General features: G+C 54.0%; 17 protein-coding genes. 13 read left to right on the forward strand and 4 right to left on the reverse strand.

Going from position 1 to position 16,825, the window contains the following annotated elements; genetic code table 11:
* Position 1 precedes the first annotated feature (1 nt).
* Positions 2-838, reverse strand: a complete 837-nt coding sequence (locus KP814_RS19275; RefSeq protein ID WP_216738289.1) for an ABC transporter substrate-binding protein — start codon at positions 836-838, stop codon at positions 2-4.
* Positions 839-1,154: 316 nt separating this feature from the next.
* Between KP814_RS19275 and KP814_RS19280 the strand changes: the two genes are divergently transcribed.
* The gene (locus KP814_RS19280; RefSeq protein WP_216738290.1) at positions 1,155-2,264 is read left to right on the forward strand and encodes a M28 family metallopeptidase; all 1,110 of its coding nucleotides are present in this window, start codon (positions 1,155-1,157) and stop codon (positions 2,262-2,264) included.
* 81 nt (positions 2,265-2,345) lie between these two features.
* Here KP814_RS19280 and KP814_RS19285 read toward each other — a convergent pair whose 3' ends face one another.
* Entirely contained in the window at positions 2,346-4,040 is a 1,695-nt protein-coding gene (locus KP814_RS19285; RefSeq protein WP_216738291.1) for an alpha-keto acid decarboxylase family protein, read from the reverse strand.
* Positions 4,027-5,781: an FAD-dependent oxidoreductase gene (locus KP814_RS19290; RefSeq protein ID WP_216738292.1), complete on the reverse strand. Its 1,755-nt coding sequence runs from the start codon at positions 5,779-5,781 to the stop codon at positions 4,027-4,029. The genes KP814_RS19285 and KP814_RS19290 overlap by 14 nt, the downstream gene beginning before the upstream one ends.
* Before the next feature lie 236 nt (positions 5,782-6,017).
* Here KP814_RS19290 and KP814_RS19295 point away from each other — a divergent pair, with 236 nt between their 5' ends.
* From KP814_RS19295 to KP814_RS19350, 12 genes are all read left to right on the forward strand, one after another.
* On the forward strand, positions 6,018-7,076 hold the full coding sequence (locus tag KP814_RS19295) for a hypothetical protein (RefSeq protein ID WP_216738293.1): 1,059 nt from the start codon (positions 6,018-6,020) through the stop codon (positions 7,074-7,076).
* Between the two features lie 202 nt (positions 7,077-7,278).
* Positions 7,279-8,367: a hypothetical protein gene (locus tag KP814_RS19300; protein WP_216738294.1), complete on the forward strand. Its 1,089-nt coding sequence runs from the start codon at positions 7,279-7,281 to the stop codon at positions 8,365-8,367.
* Between the two features lie 598 nt (positions 8,368-8,965).
* Complete coding sequence (locus KP814_RS19305; RefSeq protein ID WP_011395889.1) at positions 8,966-9,280, forward strand: YbjQ family protein; 315 nt, start codon at positions 8,966-8,968, stop codon at positions 9,278-9,280.
* Between the two features lie 5 nt (positions 9,281-9,285).
* Positions 9,286-9,741, forward strand: a complete 456-nt coding sequence (locus tag KP814_RS19310) for a YbjQ family protein (protein ID WP_216738295.1) — start codon at positions 9,286-9,288, stop codon at positions 9,739-9,741.
* A 63-nt stretch (positions 9,742-9,804) separates the two neighbouring features.
* Entirely contained in the window at positions 9,805-10,248 is a 444-nt protein-coding gene (locus tag KP814_RS19315) for a hypothetical protein (RefSeq protein ID WP_216738296.1), read from the forward strand.
* Positions 10,249-10,345: 97 nt separating this feature from the next.
* Positions 10,346-10,786 (forward strand): thermonuclease family protein, encoded by a 441-nt coding sequence (locus KP814_RS19320; RefSeq protein ID WP_253938487.1) that lies wholly within the window; start codon positions 10,346-10,348, stop codon positions 10,784-10,786.
* Positions 10,787-10,927: 141 nt separating this feature from the next.
* Positions 10,928-11,467 (forward strand): MOSC domain-containing protein, encoded by a 540-nt coding sequence (locus KP814_RS19325; RefSeq protein WP_216738298.1) that lies wholly within the window; start codon positions 10,928-10,930, stop codon positions 11,465-11,467.
* Between the two features lie 17 nt (positions 11,468-11,484).
* Entirely contained in the window at positions 11,485-12,009 is a 525-nt protein-coding gene (locus tag KP814_RS19330) for a GNAT family N-acetyltransferase (protein WP_216738299.1), read from the forward strand.
* Positions 12,010-12,025: 16 nt separating this feature from the next.
* Entirely contained in the window at positions 12,026-12,184 is a 159-nt protein-coding gene (locus tag KP814_RS19335; RefSeq protein ID WP_216738300.1) for a hypothetical protein, read from the forward strand.
* A gap of 186 nt (positions 12,185-12,370) precedes the next feature.
* Positions 12,371-13,528, forward strand: a complete 1,158-nt coding sequence (locus tag KP814_RS19340; protein WP_216738301.1) for a hypothetical protein — start codon at positions 12,371-12,373, stop codon at positions 13,526-13,528.
* Positions 13,529-13,604: 76 nt separating this feature from the next.
* Positions 13,605-14,696, forward strand: a complete 1,092-nt coding sequence (locus tag KP814_RS19345; protein WP_216738302.1) for a hypothetical protein — start codon at positions 13,605-13,607, stop codon at positions 14,694-14,696.
* Between the two features lie 167 nt (positions 14,697-14,863).
* Complete coding sequence (locus KP814_RS19350) at positions 14,864-15,331, forward strand: hypothetical protein (protein ID WP_216738303.1); 468 nt, start codon at positions 14,864-14,866, stop codon at positions 15,329-15,331.
* A gap of 48 nt (positions 15,332-15,379) precedes the next feature.
* On the opposite strand, the gene KP814_RS19355 is transcribed toward KP814_RS19350, so the two are convergent.
* Complete coding sequence (locus KP814_RS19355; RefSeq protein WP_216738304.1) at positions 15,380-16,606, reverse strand: PHB depolymerase family esterase; 1,227 nt, start codon at positions 16,604-16,606, stop codon at positions 15,380-15,382.
* Positions 16,607-16,825: the final 219 nt, after the last annotated feature.

Here is a 16,825-nt window from a genome sequence, read left to right on the forward strand (position 1 = left end):
GCTACTGAGAGTCCAGAAATGAGAAGTATAACGCCATGATTTCGTTGTAGCGGCCGGACTCATGAATATCAGCGCAAACTTCCCAGATACGCTCCGCCACGTGCTGATGACGGGCGTAGAACTGGCGCGAAAAGACCATGAACATGTCGTCCTGCATTAATGGCGTGGGCAGTCGTCGCACGGGGGTGTTGGGATCGTTCAGGTCAAGATACGGCTCCACCTGCATGGCGTAGCTGGCGACTAACGCCACTCGACGGCTGGTCAGCAGATTGGCCAGGTGTTTGGGTTCGTAGCGCTCAATGACCTCCACCCCCATGCGTTGCAGCAAGTCAGCGGAAGAGTAGCCCAGTCCGGCGGCGGCCTGGGCTCCCGGCGGCAGCTTTAGCGACACGCCGTCCCATTGCACTGCGGGGTCTGAGACATACAGCCACAGGGTGTTGCTGTACACCAGCTTGGATGCGTCCACTGTACCGTCCAGTTTGCGAGGGTAATGGCTGTATTGCTCCCGCTCCGGCACATAGGAGGAGCCGATCACCGCATCCGACTGACCTGTCTGTAGTTGCGACAGGCAGCGTTTCCAGGGGCGGCGTTCAAAGATAATACGTATGGGCGCCTGCAGCTCAATCTCGTCCATCAACTCATAGGCGACGCCTTTGTATTCGGTGGTGTCCGTGGTCTCCGCCATGGTCAGTCGATAAATGGGCGGGTTCGCGACATCAATGCCGCAGACATTAATTTCAACGATGTCGGATTCAGTGCGAGCCGCTCCGACGGCTCCCATCAGCGCGAAGATCAGGAGCAGGATTTTCGACCATGGAGACGTCATGTGGGCGCGCATGAGTTTCTCAAATGGGCTGGGTGATATTTATACAGTCTCTTAAAAAACTATAGCACTGAGCATAACGAAGCTGTAGTTGAGGGAAAGCAGTGAGAACGACTCCTAAGGCAAAAGAGGGATATCCGGCCAGAGTTGAATGCTGCAGTATGGGGCGACGACAGTGATCAGCATCGCCGCCAAGGTGCGCCGTGAACTGTCGCTGCATCGATTATCTTGATGTTTTTCAAATAAAAATAATGACTTCTCCACGATATTTGCTTATCGCCGGACGGGGTTTTTGATGCCTTGCGCATCTTTTTACGATAGGAGAAATTTGATGTTTTCTGAGATAAATACAAGAAAACTATTGCCTGGACTGGCTTGCCTGATGTTAGTGACTGGCTGTTCCAATAATAATGATTCCAACGACGGCGGCGCTAACGCCAACAAAACCGCGGACGACTTTCTGGTCGATCTGGCTCATCCCACCAAAGGCATCGGCGCCAGAGTGGCCGGAACCGAGAGTGAACGCAAAGCGGAAGCCTATCTGCTGGCTGAGATCAAGTCATTGGGCTACACGCCAGGCGCGCAAGCGTTTACCTACCATGAAAGCGATACCGAATTTAACTCCAGCAATGTCTTTTTCGAAAAGGCTGGGACCAGCCCGGATAAAATACTGGTGCTGGGGGCTCACTATGACACCACCGGCGAAGATCATGGCTCCACCGGCGCGACGGATAACGGCACAGGCGTCGCCGCCTTGTTGGAAGTAGCCAAGCGAGTCAAAGATAAAACCTTACCGTATACCTTACGCTTCGTGTTCTTCGGCGCTGAAGAGGTCGGCCTTTATGGCTCTTACTATTACGTAGAAAATTTGCCAGTTGAGGATTTAGGCAAAATCGTTGGTATGGTTAATTATGATACGGTGGCTGGCGGCGATTACCTGTATGTGCATTCCGCCAATAGTGTTACGCCGTACACGTGCAAAGGCGCTAACCAATCTTATGCAGCAGGCGATACCCTGCGTATGGCCATGTTAAATGCCTCTATCGCTCTCGAAGGGGATAACGATTTTCTTATCCATCCAGAGGTGGAGGGTGAATTTCTGCCTGGAGAGACCGGTTCCTGGTCTGATCATGTTGCGTTCGCCTGCCGAGGTATCCCCATCGCTTATGTTGAAGCGACTAATTTCGATATAAATGGAAGAGATGGAAAAAACGGATATTCACAAACCGTTAACCCGCAGTTCTGGACCTGTTTTGACGAAGCGACTATTGGCTCTTGCGATAAAGACGCCGAGGAGAAGTGGGGAGAAATCTGGCATAGCGGCGGCGATCGCATCGATGTGATGGAATCTGTCTTTCCTGGTCGGGTCTCCGCTCAGATGGCTCGGACGGTCGACGCGACGGTTGAGTTTGTCTCCTCAGCGGATTATTACCTGCCCTAGTGATTGTCAGCGGGCGGGCGTAGACGCCCGCCTTGCTCTCACGGCACTCAGCTTCCTTATCTTATCTTCCGGGTCTTATCTTCAGGACGGTTTGGCAAGACGACGAATTTGCGGCGCCAGATCTTTTTGCGGAATGACAATTTCCACCAATGCGGGGCAGTCCACCAGGGACTCTACATCCAATAATATTTTCTGCAGCTCGTCGATGGTCTGCGCCCGATATCCCATGGCGCCGTAGGCTTTGGCGAGGGACTGGTAGTCCCATTGCGGCAGGATGTCGAAAGGCGCAAAACGTCCTTCCGGCGTGAACGCCTTGATATCGACAAAGGCCTGCTCGATCGCATAGACCCCATTGCTCATCACGAAAACGACGGCGTTAATGCGATTGCGCGCCAGTGTGGACAGAGACTGGCACATCATCATGAAACCGCCATCGCCGGCGACGACATAGGGCCGCTTGCCGCTGGCCATGGCGACGCCGATGGCGCAACCGGTTTCATGTCCGAGCGATCCCCAAACGGCGTCGGCGATAAAGCTGTTTTGAGGCAATCCGTTTATGTTGCTGGCCACGTAAAGCGAAGAACTTTCGCCCAGGATGAGTTCTATCTCCGACTGTAAGCGTCGCTCTTGGAAGAAGTGCGTGAGTTGATCGAAGAAGATGTTGTAGGTGAGCTGTGCGCCCAGTTCCGTGTTCCAGCCGGCGCACTCTCCATCGTCCAGGTGGACTTTTATCAATGGATGCGGGAATCCGTTTTTGCTTTTGATTTGCGCTGACAGGCCATCAATGTAATCGGTCATGGCGACGTTGCGGAAGTATTCATAGCCCACGCGCACCTGTTCATCGTTAACCAGAATAATCTCGGAGAAATCGCTCTGCATCAGGTCCAGGTAGTCGTCGGTGAAAATCACGCCAAGGGCCAGAATGCAATCGACGTTCTTCATGTATTCCCGCGTGCCGGGACAGGACGCGGCGCCCGCATAGGTGCCGATGAACTGGGGATGACTTTCATCGAGGACGGACTTCGCCTCCAGCGTGGTGGTGAAGGGCAGCCCGCTGGCCTCGACCATGCGCAGCGCCTGTTCCTGCAGGCCATAACGGGCGATCTCGATGCCCAGCATGATTACGCCGCGCTTGGCGTTGACCAGTCTCTGCAGCGTCTCATCCACCACCGCCCGTAATGACGCTCTGTCGCTGACGGGCGGTTGCGGTCGCAGTGGATGCTCCGGCTCCCGGCAGGGCTCGCCCCATACGTTTTGCCAGGCCTCCAGATAAATGGGACGGCGCTTGCTGATGGCGGCGGTGAGGGCGCGATCGATTTGCAGAGGGGCCTCGGCGGCGTTGCTCAAGACTTCCGCTGCAACGGTGACTTGCTCAAAGACCTTTTTATCCGCATTCAGATTGCCGGTCGAATGATGAAACAACACGCCTTTGTCGCGAATGATCAGTCTGTCCTGGGCGGACGGGCTGGCGCTGACCACCACCACTGGATTGCGCTCTACGTAAGACCCCGCCACGGCGTTCAACACGCTGAAGGTTCCGACGCCGTACTGGACGGATACCGCGCCGATGCCGGCGAAACGGGCGTAGCCGTCGGCGGCGTAACCCGCGCCCAGCTCATTGATGTCTCCCACGGCGTCCACGCCATCGAATTTTTCCAGCGCTTCCATGAATTCGGAAACATAATCGCCGGGCACTTGAAACACTTTGCCGAGGCCAAGCTGGCGCAGGCGGGTGAGCAGATAGTCGGCGACGGTAAATGAGTTATCCTTCAACATTGTCGATTCCTTTGTACGCAAATTGAGTGACTTCATCCAACACTTTCTTGCAGTCATCGCAGGTGAGACAGTCGCAGTCGTCAGCGCAACCGTCGGGGCAGGGGACCGGCATCAGGGAGAATTGTTGTTCCGGGGGCAGCCAGGAGGGGCGCGCCATTGCGAAAAAATCCTCCAGGGTCGACTCGGCAACGGTCAACGCGCCTTCCACCCAGCCCTGATCGTAGGAGTAGGCTTCGCCGACAATAAAAATCTGTTGATCCTCCACCGGGTGGCGCATGCGGCACATGATCCTGTCGAGCCGATAATTGGCTTTCCATTCATGCCAGCCGCCGCCGTAGGGATCGTCGTCCCAGGCGTGATACACCACGCTGTATGGCTCCGGCAGCTCCACTTGATCATGGACCTGGCGCACTTGTTGTTGCGCCGCGCGCACCATGTCTTCGCTGACCTGATAGCGGGTGCGGGGCACGATCTTGTCGGCGCTGATATCCGCCTCCAGGCAGGACGGTTTGTAGCCGATGAAAGGCAGTCCGTCTTCCAGCCCCTTCCAGAACGGGACCGTGCCAATATCGTTATAGGAGGCCATCAGCAGAGAGTTCAGGAAAGGCTCGCCGCCGGGTTGCTCGCATTCGGTTCCCATGTAGTAAACCTGTCTCACCGGCAGATCCGTGACGGAGCGTCCCGCCACCAATCCCAGACTGCGCCACCAGGGCTTTTCATAGGCGAGAAACAGCTTGAAGGCGGATTGGATTAACACGGACGGCAGGTTCTCCTGCAGCCAGGGATCATCGAAAAACTCCGACTTGATCAGTTCCAGAGAGCGACGCGGCATGGCCAGGATAATGCGCTTGGCGCGCACGATGGTTTCGCCGGGTTGGTCCGTGGTTTTTCCATCCACCGTATGCGTATGTTGAAAATGCAGACTGTAGGGATAATCGTCGTCGCCGGTGTAGCGAATCTCCGCCAGACGATGATTCATGTAGAGACGTTTGCTTCCAAGCAGGCTCCCCGGCGCCTGAACAAACTGCTCGCACAGTGTGAGGGGCAGCGACTGGAAGCCGTGTTTCAGCGTGAGAAACTTCGTCTCATCGCTGTACTCTGTCGCTGGCAGCTGCGTCGCGGCATTGGCGTTGGCTACGTTGGCGTCATAGCCGCCAGCGTCCTTCATGAACATATAGCCTTCATTGCTGAGCACCCGGTAGAGCAGATCCCAGAAGCCGTACTTCCAGATCTCTTTGCCGAATACTTTCACCCGCATCTGATCGCACAGAGACAAGTCGGCGAAACCGGGATACAGGTAGTTCATGATTTTGACCTGCAGATCCTCGGGCCCATAACCGCGCTCGCTCCACGCCAGGTTATAGGGAATCTTGTCGGGATGACTGCTGAAGTCCCGATAGCGGAAACGTACGCCGCGCAGAAAGAAGAGATTGTCTCGGGAGCCAACGGGTTTGGGCGCTCCCATGGGGAAATCCTTCGTCGGCAACTGCAGGTATTTGACCAGATTGGCTACCAGAATATGAGCGTCGGGGATGTAGCGCATGCCGCCCACTTCCGCCACCACATTGGGAAGACCGGGCAGCGTGATGCTATAGAGGCGACCGCCGATACGGTCACTGTACTCAAACAGTGCGATCGCCTGCTTGTCGCCAAATTCCGACTGCAAGCGCCAGGCGCTGTATACGCCGGAAACTCCTCCACCGACAATCGCGACATCCAAGGTCAATGCAGCGTTATCCATCAGCCCACTCCTTGTCAGCGAAACGTTACTTTTTATTCCGTTCTTCAAGTAATAAAAAACATAGGCATGGTTCAAAAAATAGCCAAATTGATTTTTGTAAGAGTGGGTTCAGGTTTGTTAAAGAATGGTTGTAACTTGCTGTAAAAAATATATATTCGCTCGATATTCCTGGCCGTAAAAACAGTTGCGCCCTTGGGCGCGCACCATAGGAATCCCACCAAAGTTAGTGAGAATAAATGAAGAATATCCTGGCTAGATCCTTGTTGTTTTCCGTTGGTCTGTCGACTTTCGCTCTCGGTGATGAAGCCAGTATTGAGCGTCTTCCGGACATGCTGGCGAAGATCCAGTATGTCGCCAAGCTGACAGAAGCCTGTCCTGACAACTATCAGTCGGAGTACTTCAATTGGCGTAAACTCAATCGCATCGACGATATTGAATCCGCCGTCAATGTGTTATCGGTGAATGATGCGCAGCTTCAGGTTCGTTTGACGGAGATCGCCAGGAACGCAGCTGCGGAAGTTAAACTGCACAGCGCGGATTATTGCGCTCATCTGGGGCAAGTCCTCGGCAATCCCGACTTTATGCCTTTTGTCGCATTCAATGAGTTAAGCCAGAAGTTACTTGAGGAAATACCGCAGGAAGCGCTCACCAGCGAAAGGGAGCGCGCCGACAGTCAGCCGATAAATCCGGAGCTGATCAAGCAGGATATCGCACAAGTAGAAGCGGTGATGTTCAACCGTCGCACCCTGCGCGTTGCTGGAAAGTCGACGGCGCTGGATGCGCCTGAGCTGCTGTTTAAAAACGGCGATCTCTGCATGGATATGCAAGCGCTGGTATTTCGCGGTGGCGTCGCGAAGCACAAAGCCAAGAACCCCTCCAAGTGGACGCGTTGGCGAACAAACCATGGCGAACGCGAGTGGCTGAACGGCGAGAAATGGCAAAAGTTTGCCTCTACCAAAGCCCTCCCGCCTCTTGATGAAGGCTATCGCTTAGAAAGCGACCTGCGTTTTCAGCAGGAGACCGACGGCGGCGCCTTTCTCATCACCAATGTCATCCGCTACCAGTTTTTCTCTGACGGCAAGTTCATCCGCCAATTGGACTCATATCCGACTCACGACGACGCCATCAGTTCTTCCGTTAGTTTTTATTATCCAGAGGAAGAGGGACGCTATGAGATCCACGGTTATCTGTTGACGTTGCACTTTGACAGTGGCGAGACCGTCTACAAAACCCTCGTGCGTGATAAAAACTCCCCATCGCCCACCTGGCTGGATGGGAATGAGTACGTGGAATAAACGGCTTTTCCCGAGCCTCATACTGTCAGCATTCCGTCGGCTTTAGGATGAGTTGGGGCGATTATTACCTGGGGTAAATCATAGTTGTAACCTGGGCAGGGTTATGTTTTTTATAACGTTTTTGATTATCTCTCCTGAGGCGGTCGCATGCTGATGCAGACTCCCCTCGTGGTATCAGGAGATCAAACAAAGGCGTTCATGAATGAAGCGACTCCTGTCCGGGATTATTTTCTCCACCACTGCCTTCTCTACTTCTGTGCTAGGCGGCTCGGGGTTTGAAGAATTTCCCAACCTATATACGAATGTCCGATTCGCCACCGAGCTGGCCAAAGCATGCCCAACTGAGCATGTTTTAGAGTATCAGTCCTGGCGCGAACGCAATCATATCGATGATATCGACATTGTGATGCAGGCCTTGTTAGCGAAGGATAAGAAACTACAGAACAATGTCGTGAAAGCGGACAAGGCGATGAATGAAAAAGTCAGCAGTCTCGGCTCCAAGAACTGCGTCCTTCTGGGAGAAATTCTGACCAGCGAAGAGTATCAGCCTGCGACCCGTTACAAAGGCCTGATGGATAAGTTGCTCGCCATCGCCCCCCAGGCCAAAGCTTTGAAGGAAAAGGAAAAGGAAAAGGWAAAGGAAAAGGAAAAGGAAAAGGAAAAGGAACCGCACCTTGATCCTGCGCTGATCCAGAAAGACATCGCCAAAATAGAGACCGTCCTGTTCGACAAGAAGGTCGTCCACAGTTATGGAATGATCCTAAAGGAAGCCTACCCGATATTACTTTTTGAAAATGGCGAAGCCTGCAAGGATATTCGAGCGTTAGTATTTCCGGGCGGCGTCGACGCCCATAAAGCCAGATATCCCAAACGCTGGACCCAATGGCGCAAAAGCTGGGGCGATTATGAGTGGCTGAAAGGGGATAAGTGGAAGGCGTTCGCTTACGATGAGGAATATCCGGCAATAGCAAAAGGATTTCGTATAAACAACAAATTCCACTATGTCGGCGGCTCCAGCACTGGCGATAGCACTGTGGCGACAATCAAAAACTTTCAGTTTTTCTCAGACGGCAGGTTTATCAGCGGCGCGCAGGTCTACGCCAGCACGGAAATCTCTGGCGCCAGCTCGGCCTTCAACCATGTGTCCCCTGAGCAAAAGGGCCAATACGAAATCGACGGCTATCTACTGACCCTCCGATACGATAGCGGCGAGACCCGATATCGAGCCATCGTTCTCGACGAAAAAGACCCCTCGCCAATATGGCTGAATGGAGACGGCTATGTGGAATAGGATGCTGTGAGGGAGATTGGCGGCGGAGTGATATAGTGCGCTTTTCCAGAGTGGCTTGGCCAATAGGGCGAGCAAAGTCGGCCGGTGAGATTTGATCAGAACAAGTTACCGCTGTGCTAAGGTTTAAGCGTTCCTGTTTATGATGGAGTTCGAATGAGATCCAGTTGCCCCGAATGCGGCTTTCTTTTTCCACGGAAGGGCCCAGAGTTGATTGTGCTCAGTAAGACTAGGATCGGAAACGCAACCTGCTTAGTGTGTCCGCACTGTCGCTCAAAACTAGTAAGAAAGCCTCGTCTTGTTGCGGTAATGCTGGCATGTATAAACCTTCTGTGTTGGTGTTTCATTGTTAGCGCATATTTGGGGATCGTCTCCGTTGGCGATGGTTTATTGATGACACTGTTCGCTGTCATTGCGGCGGTATCAGCCGCTCAGCTTCTGCTCGCTTTTAAGCAACCCGCCATATACGAAGTCTTGAGACAACAATCGGATTCCTAGATTTTCTCAAATTACCCAACGCAAATATTTGTCCTTCCCTTTTTTAATATTTGTGACATATTATGTCCGCAGGTGTTTCCAACAAGAGGTCTGTGGATTAGTTATGTTGATCACTAATATCGAAACCATTCCTGGTAAAAATATCGTCAAACATCTTGGTCTGGTGCAGGGTAGTACTGTGCGTTCTAAGCATGTGGGGCGCGACATCATGGCGGGCTTGAAGAATATATTCGGCGGTGAGCTGCGCGGTTATACCGAGCTGTTGGAAGACGCCCGGGGCGAAGCGCTGGAGCGGATGAAAAGACAGGCGCGCGGCATGGGCGCTAATGCGGTGATTAACGTGCGTTTCGCCACTTCGTCTGTGGCGCAGGGCGCAGCGGAGCTGTTTGTCTATGGTACGGCGGTGGTCATGGAGTAACGCCCATGGAAATCCTGATCAATATTGGCTTGTTTTTGCTATTGATGACGCTGGGCTATGGATTTGGGCGTCGCGCTGAGAAAGCCCACTTCAAGTCATTGCGGATTCGCGAGGCGAAGCATCGAGCGGTTATCTTATCCATGGGGCGGCATATTCCTCCGACTCGCGCCAATGTGGAGGCGCGACTGGTAACCGGCAGCGTGGTGGTGTCCGTTGATTATTTCAAACGCTTCTTCGCCATGTTGCGACTGTTGATCGGCGGCCGCCTGTTCAGCTACGAATCCTTGATGGAAAGAGCGCGTCGAGAAGCGATTCTGCGCATGAAGGAGCAGGCCATTTCCCTTGGGTCCAAAGAAATCTACAACGTGAAACTGGAAACCTCGACCATTTCCAACGGGTTACAAAACGCCCTGGGCACAGTCGAAGTGCTGGCTTATGGAACGGCGGTCGTTGAAAAATGAGAGCCGTCGAGGCAGTGGCGTAATTCTGCGTCTGCTGCTGGTTAATACATCAAAATCCGAACCATGCTAATAAAGCGCAAAACCAACAATCTGATGTCATTGGAATGCCGTGAAGTGCGCTGGTTGCTGATTTTATTTTCAGCCGCCGCCGCGCTTGTTTCCGTTCTGCTGTACCAATCATTCAGCTGGGTGGGCGTAGCAGGTCTGGGCCTGGCCGTTCCGGTGTTTGTCTGGTTCGCAATGATTTCCGCCAACGCCAGGGTTACCTTGGACAAAGAGCGCGATCTGTTCGTCTGCACACGAAAACGACTGTGGCGCGACGTGGAGCATTTCGAATGCCCGCTGCATGAAATTAGCGACGTGATTCTGGAAACTAATGACGACGCCACCCGTCTGGGTTTTGTTATGCAGAGCAAGACTTTGTTTCCCAGTGAAATATTCTCCTCCAGCGCTTGGAGAAGCGAGCAGCGCATCTACCAGGAAGTGCGCGACTTTTTGTTTGGCTGATAGAGAGAAGTCAGTCTAAACAAATATTTACTGGATAAATCTACAACTCAACTTTAGCATTCGCCCTAGTCTTGTTGATAAATAGGGTGTTATGCATATGAAGTTACGTCTGGCTTTGTGTTTGATTCTGGCTGCGCCAATGCTCGCCAATGCAGGGATCAAAGATGAAAATTTTGGCTCTGCAACGGTTGCGCAGGTCACCAGTATTTATGATGGCGACACCTTTCGCGCCGACATCGCTGACTGGCCGGCGATTGTGGGGCAACGTATCGGCGTGCGCATCAAACATATCGATACCCCTGAGCTGCGCGGTTCCTGCAAGAAAGAAAAGGCTTTGGCGCTGAAAGCCAAGCAGTTTCTGGTGGAGAAGCTGAGAAGAGCAAAAGAGGTGAAACTGGAAAATATCCAGCGGGATAAATATTTCCGGGTGCTGGCGGACGTCGTGGCCGACGGTGAAAGTCTGGGCCAGTCCCTGATCAAGGAAAAGCTCGCTGTGCCCTATGAAGGCGGAACCAAAATCGATTGGTGCAAAGCCTGATCCAACGCTGGTAAAAGCTCCCGCTTTGACCAAGGCGCAATCGCAATCAGGTCAACGACTTAACTTTCAGGCGGGGGCGCTGGTATGCTGACCAGCGCAGGATTATCCTGCCGAACTGAGTGAGTAAAAGGAGAGTTTACGTTGGCTAAAGTTCTATCTGTCAGCAAGAGCGCTGAACATACGTTTACCAAGAAACAGGTCCCCACTATTCAGCTGGTCGCCGGTGAAGGCGTCGATGGCGACGCCCACCGCGGCGCCATGGTGAAGCATATCCATCTCGTTAAGAAAGACGCGCAATCGCCCAACTTGCGTCAGGTGCATTTGATTCATAATGAGTTGCTGGAAGAACTGCAAGGCAAAGGATTCAATGTCAGCCCCGGCGTGATCGGAGAGAATATCACCACCAGCGGTTTGGATCTGTTGTCGTTGCCGGTTGGGACGATTCTTAAATTCGGCGCGACCGCCCGTATAGAGTTGACCGGATTGCGCAGCCCTTGTTCACAGCTTGATAAGCATCAGAAAGGACTCGTCTCCGCCGTGCTGGACCGTGACGAACGGGGTAACCTGATCCGCAAATCCGGCGTGATGGCGATTGTGCTGGAGGGCGGCCCCGTAAGCGTTGACGACGCCATCAACGTCGAATTGCCGCCTGAGCCCTATCTGCCCCTTGCTCCCGTGTGATGTCGGCGGACTCCGGAATGCGTATCCGCCCCGCTACAGTGGAAGACGCTCCAACCATCGCCGTCATCCATGTGGCGGCCTGGCGGGAAGCCTATCGCGGGCTGATGTCGAGTGAATTTCTGGCGTCTCTGTCTGTGGAAAAAAGAACGCAGCAATGGACGGCGGCGTTAGCGCAGGATAGCCCGATATTGCGTCTGGTGATTGAGCATGAGGGATGTGTCGCCGGGTTCTGCAGCAGCGGCGCGTTTCGCGACGAGCAACTCGCTAGGGAAGAGGGCGTCGAACTGTACTCCATCAATATTGATCCCAACTACTGGCGGCATGGCCTGGGTAAAGGGCTAATAGAGTATGTGAGCGACTACTATCTGCAGAAAAAAGCCAAGGCCATATACCTGTGGGTGTTGAACGGAAACCAGCGCGCCATGGCGTTTTATAAAAACTTGGGATTTCTGCCCGACGGAAGATCCAAGGTGGATTATGGACACGCCGGCGAGCCGCTGCATGAGTTGTTGTATGTGAGAGATCTGACTACATCTACCTAAATAGAGCAAACAAACGATGAGTAAACACTATTCCAGCGAAGCAAAAATGATGTTGCTGTTTCCGGTTATCTTGTTTGCGCTGGGCATTATTGGCGTGATGGCGATACCGAAGCTGAAACAATATCTGGCGGAGGATGACTGTTCCTCCTCTTCTTCTCCCGCCTCAAAAAACTGACCTTCCAGTCAGCTCCCTTTCTCTTTTTATCTAATATCTAATGCTTGAAATCACCTATTTGGGCGGTTTCGCGTCCGCTTTCTAACGCTTATAGTGGCCCACAGGAAATAAAAATATCCGCGTTTGGCGCAGACAGGGTCCGCCGAACGTTAAAACAAAAATAACAACGGACAAAGGTTAATCGTTATGTTTTTCAAGGAAAAGCAGGGCCTTTTTTTGGCCTGCGGCGCAATAGCCGCGTTAGCATTAAGTTATTTTTTCTTTGGCGGTCAGGGCGTGGATATCCCTGACGCTGAAGCGGCGGTGACGCCTGCCGTCGAGACGCCGCCTGTCGCCGCTGCGACCGCTGCGCCAACCGGGAGCGTCGTCGCGCTATCGCAGCCGTCGCCATCCATGACGGCGGATGCCGAAGAAGAGGCAGAAGCAGGCGAGAATCCTTTCTTTGAAAAGGAAGTTAAAGCGCGCCTGACGCAGGTCGCTGATCAATATCAGGATCAGATTCAGTACCCCAGTTTTTCCAACCCGATACGAGATAAAGAAGCGCTCGCCAAGTACCTCCCCAATAAAAGCGTTCCTGCAGGCATGCCGTTGGACTTCGAAGATCCAAACAGTCCCCGCATCAGCCTCGAAACCACGAAGAGCCAGTACTTCATCGGCGAGGACATTGTCGCGTCGGTGAGCGTCACCGGCCTGAATGCCGGATCGACAGTGGAAGCGGACGGACGTCTGGTGGAACAGGCTGAAACCTTGGCCGTCACCGAGGGCGTGCAGCGCAGCGGCTCCATGTTCAATTTAACCTTCTCTGGCGGCGATCCTGCGCTGGCGGACGCGGGGAGCGATTTACGCGTCATCGCCAACCTGACCATCAATGGCCGCGTCTTTGAAATCGGAACGCCGGTTACCTATACCCCCAGCGTGGCGCAGGTGACTCATGTGGATGCGGCGGAAGTGCGCGGCGCCTATTTGTATATTCCTGTGCATGTCCAGGTGAACGCCCCCGGTTTTCACGAGATCTCAGCCATTCTTTACAGCGCTGACGCCAATGAGCCTCTAGTGCATTTATCCGCGCAGGAAGAGATTCAGGTGGAAAACGGCCTGGTGTACCTGCGGGCTCATATTGCGGCGCTGAAACAGAAAGGCAACGCCGGGCCATACCGGCTGCGGGACATTTCCTTGACCCGGATGCCGGCCCCACCCACCTATCAAACCGAATACGGAAGCGTCGCCCAGGCGTCCTTTGCGGTGAACGGTTTTCCTTTCTCTGACTATGACGATGTTCCCTATGTCGATGAAGACGCGCAAAAGCGGTTGGAGTTTCTGCGCCAGTTGGGAAGCGTGCAGTAAACGGGCGCGACGTTGCGGACGTTAAGCCCGCAGCGCCACCGATTCTCGAAAACAAAGATAAAAAAGGAGATTTAACGTGAAAACACTCAAGCTATGGCTGACTGCAATGTTGATGTTCGCCGCCTGCGGCGCCGCCAAGGCGCAACTGGCGGGCAAGAACGTCCTCTTGATTCAGGGCTTTTTACCCCAGCATATTCTGTTCAACCCCACCGACCAGGGGCGGGCGGATGGCATTGGTTATTGGGACGGCTTTGACGCCTCGCTGAAAGACCCCGCCACCACCCGCATTCTTTATTGGCCTTCGCACTATCGTTTGCAGGGGGCGGGCGGTATCGCCGCATTGATCGCCAATCAGTTGCAGCCGATCCTGTCCTCCGGTTTCTGTGATAACGAATGCGTGGTCATTACCCATTCCACCGGCGACCTGGTGATGCGCTATGTGCTGTCCAACAAGAGCTCTCTGTTGGGGTCGTCCCTGGCGCAGCGTTTTAAAGTCGCCGCGGTGATCGACATGGCGGGCGCCGGCGGCGGTACTGAACTGGCTAACTTCGGGGTGGACCTGATTAATGGCGTCAACCACGGCGCAGAGGTACTGGAGGCGCTGCTGAAGTTTCTGGGCTATGAAATTCCGCTGGGCATTAATCCGGGCGTGATGATTGATCTGCAGACTTCCGTTGCGCGCAACACCGCCGTCACTAATCTGCCCGCCATACCCCGTCTGAGAATCGCCGCTACCGGCAGCGAGTTTTACGGCTTCGCGACGCACCCCATCATTAAAGGCAGGGACGACAGCGTCGTGCCACTGCACAGCGCCTGCGGCGCCGCATATGACGGTGCGTTGGATTCCTGTGTGCGGGATTTGCGCGTGGACGGTCGCGTCACCAGCGTCAGCAAGGCGCCTTCCTTGAGTCAACTGTATGACTATCACTATCCCATCATCATGAGCGAAAAGATGGCGCACAACGAGATGCAGGCCAACAAACGCGGCCGGGATATGACCTTCGCGTTAAGCGGCGCTGATCGCTACAACGCTGGCGCGCGCACTATCGGATTGGACGTGGAGTATCACTCTGTCTACGCATGGTGGGACTGGTTCCGGGAATACCGTTACATCACTGATGCGGACGATAAAACCATGGGCCGGGTTATCATGGACTCTTTTGAATAGAACGTGTCCCTTCTGTTTTTCAGCATGGCGGCCTGAGACCTTTTTGGGCCGCCTGACTGATACGCTGAACCGAAAAAGGGATATTTATTCAGTTTAAGTTCATGATTTGCCGTTACAATGGCTTCCCTATAACTAACGAAGCGTTTCAACTGGGGAAACCATTAAAAATGAAAAAAGCGATGTTGTTGGCGGTGGCGCTGGGAAGCTTAATGCAAAACGCAGGGGCGGAAGAATTCAGAGTGCAGATGGGCGGTGAAAAGATCATCTACATTGAAACCTCAAGAGACGAGGAATTTGACCGTCGCGATTACGACCAGTATATGCGTGAGCGAGGCTACGACTATGAATCCCACTACCGCGCCAATCGCAAGCTTCGAGAGCGGGTCAGGAACCTTGAGCTGGCGGTGAGGCAGTTACAGGATACGGTTTACGATTTACAGAACGCCGAGCCGACGCCTCCTCCAGTCACGACGCCGCAGACGCAATATTCCTGCATCCTGAAAACCCATAAAGGCACTTTTACCGGCATTGGCCTGACCAAGCTGGAAGCCACGGGGAAGGCGGCGCAGCAATGCGAGTCTAAAATCGATGCGTTCTGGTGCGATATCGATAAAGTGAAATGCGACGCCAATTAGTCTTGCATCAAGCGACGGCCTCTCACGGAAGCCGCCGCTTTTTTTTCGCTATATGCAAGTATTGATCGATCGACAGTAATCCTTTTTATCGCAACGCAGACTGGTGCGATGAGAAGGTGAAAATCCAAGATAGTCCATAGACCCCACCGCGTAATAAAGCCCCCAGAAATACTGCGCCCGTCCAGCCAGCGAGTGGTTAAGATTTTCTTCTCGATAACAGGCCGCCGCCACAGAACCTGTCCCGTTTGTCTCCTCGCCAGTCAAACGGTCGACAATACGCTTGATGAACTGCATCTGCGGCCCTTGCTGGGTGAGGTAGTCCAGTGTGTCATGGCCTGTGTCTGCGTACCCCCACCAATCCCAACAGCCGTTCATTGGCTCATTGCTGGTTTGCGGATACACCACAATGATGCGATTACTCTCCGCCCAGGCATTGTAGCCGGCGTGGCGGGCGAAGGTGTCTTGCAACGTCGAGCGATTCTGTTTGCAGCCATGCAGGGCGATATGCACGCGGCAGGCCGCCTGTGAGCCCCGGCAGACGTCGGGAACGTAGATATAGCCGGTTTCATCCAGATACTGCGAATAGCTCAACAGGCTCTGATCGAAAGTCAGCAGGTTTTCCGGTTTTTCCGACGCAGGGGGCGATAAAGGGCCATAGATGTGGTTCAGCAACAGGCCCGCGGCGTCATACTGACAGTCGCCGATATACGGGGAGTCGCTGTGCGTACAATCGGCGCCGAAGTTTTGCGTCGGCATGGCGTGGCCGGCGTCTACGAGGTCAATATTGACGGAGACATTCTGAGTTCCGCTTAACCGCTGATACACCTCCGCCGCCCGCTGCGATGACGAGCTTCTAACCCGATGGTCGCTCTTGCCATGAAAGATCCATACGCGGTCGTCGCGCAAAAACGCCACGTTATCTATCTTGCCCGCGTCCGCCATGGCCTGAGTCAGCCTGACGATGGCGTCGGCGTCCGGCAAATCTCCCTGGCTCATGCAGCGTCCGGCGGCCCGGGTCAGACTGCCTTCCGCGCAGCCATAAGGGCCGCCCGCCACCAGCCCGGCTCCCATGAAGGTTTTGGAGTAGGCCACATGCGCCTGCATGGCGGCGAAAGCGCCAGAAGATAAACCGGAGATGGAGATCTGGGCGGCGTCGACATTGAGACTGCGTAAATCAATGCTCTCCTGCCCGGGAGACACGGCCAGTCCGGCGCCGCCGGCGGCCAGTGTGGAAGTCAGAACGACTGCGCCTTTCAGCGTCATGAATCTGTTCATAGTCGGCCCCTTGAGTTGTTGTCGTGCGTCCCTGGTGAGCGTTGTCTGTTGGTCGCGACTGTCCGCGCAACAAGACACGCCGGATTTTTCTGTGTTGTATGTGTCATTGCCATGAACGCATTCAGGGCGTATCAAATCCTGCGCCAGAATGATTAACGCCGTGAATTCAGCAGGTTGCGCGTAAGCGGGTGGGGCGTGTTCAATAAATGTTCAGAAGAG

It is taken from the genome of Hahella sp. HN01 (genome assembly GCF_018986435.1).
Classification (GTDB): domain Bacteria; phylum Pseudomonadota; class Gammaproteobacteria; order Pseudomonadales; family Oleiphilaceae; genus Hahella.

Coding starts and splice junctions, on each gene's coding strand:
- KP814_RS19315 (WP_216738296.1), top strand. CDS start 9,805: ATGCTAATAAAGCGCAAAACCAACAATCTGATGTCATTGGAATGCCGT.
- KP814_RS19305 (WP_011395889.1), top strand. CDS start 8,966: ATGTTGATCACTAATATCGAAACCATTCCTGGTAAAAATATCGTCAAA.
- KP814_RS19275 (WP_216738289.1), bottom strand. CDS start 838: ATGCGCGCCCACATGACGTCTCCATGGTCGAAAATCCTGCTCCTGATC.
- KP814_RS19280 (WP_216738290.1), top strand. CDS start 1,155: ATGTTTTCTGAGATAAATACAAGAAAACTATTGCCTGGACTGGCTTGC.
- KP814_RS19310 (WP_216738295.1), top strand. CDS start 9,286: ATGGAAATCCTGATCAATATTGGCTTGTTTTTGCTATTGATGACGCTG.
- KP814_RS19335 (WP_216738300.1), top strand. CDS start 12,026: ATGAGTAAACACTATTCCAGCGAAGCAAAAATGATGTTGCTGTTTCCG.
- KP814_RS19350 (WP_216738303.1), top strand. CDS start 14,864: ATGAAAAAAGCGATGTTGTTGGCGGTGGCGCTGGGAAGCTTAATGCAA.
- KP814_RS19340 (WP_216738301.1), top strand. CDS start 12,371: ATGTTTTTCAAGGAAAAGCAGGGCCTTTTTTTGGCCTGCGGCGCAATA.
- KP814_RS19330 (WP_216738299.1), top strand. CDS start 11,485: ATGCGTATCCGCCCCGCTACAGTGGAAGACGCTCCAACCATCGCCGTC.
- KP814_RS19290 (WP_216738292.1), bottom strand. CDS start 5,781: ATGGATAACGCTGCATTGACCTTGGATGTCGCGATTGTCGGTGGAGGA.
- KP814_RS19355 (WP_216738304.1), bottom strand. CDS start 16,606: ATGAACAGATTCATGACGCTGAAAGGCGCAGTCGTTCTGACTTCCACA.
- KP814_RS19295 (WP_216738293.1), top strand. CDS start 6,018: ATGAAGAATATCCTGGCTAGATCCTTGTTGTTTTCCGTTGGTCTGTCG.
- KP814_RS19320 (WP_253938487.1), top strand. CDS start 10,346: ATGAAGTTACGTCTGGCTTTGTGTTTGATTCTGGCTGCGCCAATGCTC.
- KP814_RS19285 (WP_216738291.1), bottom strand. CDS start 4,040: ATGTTGAAGGATAACTCATTTACCGTCGCCGACTATCTGCTCACCCGC.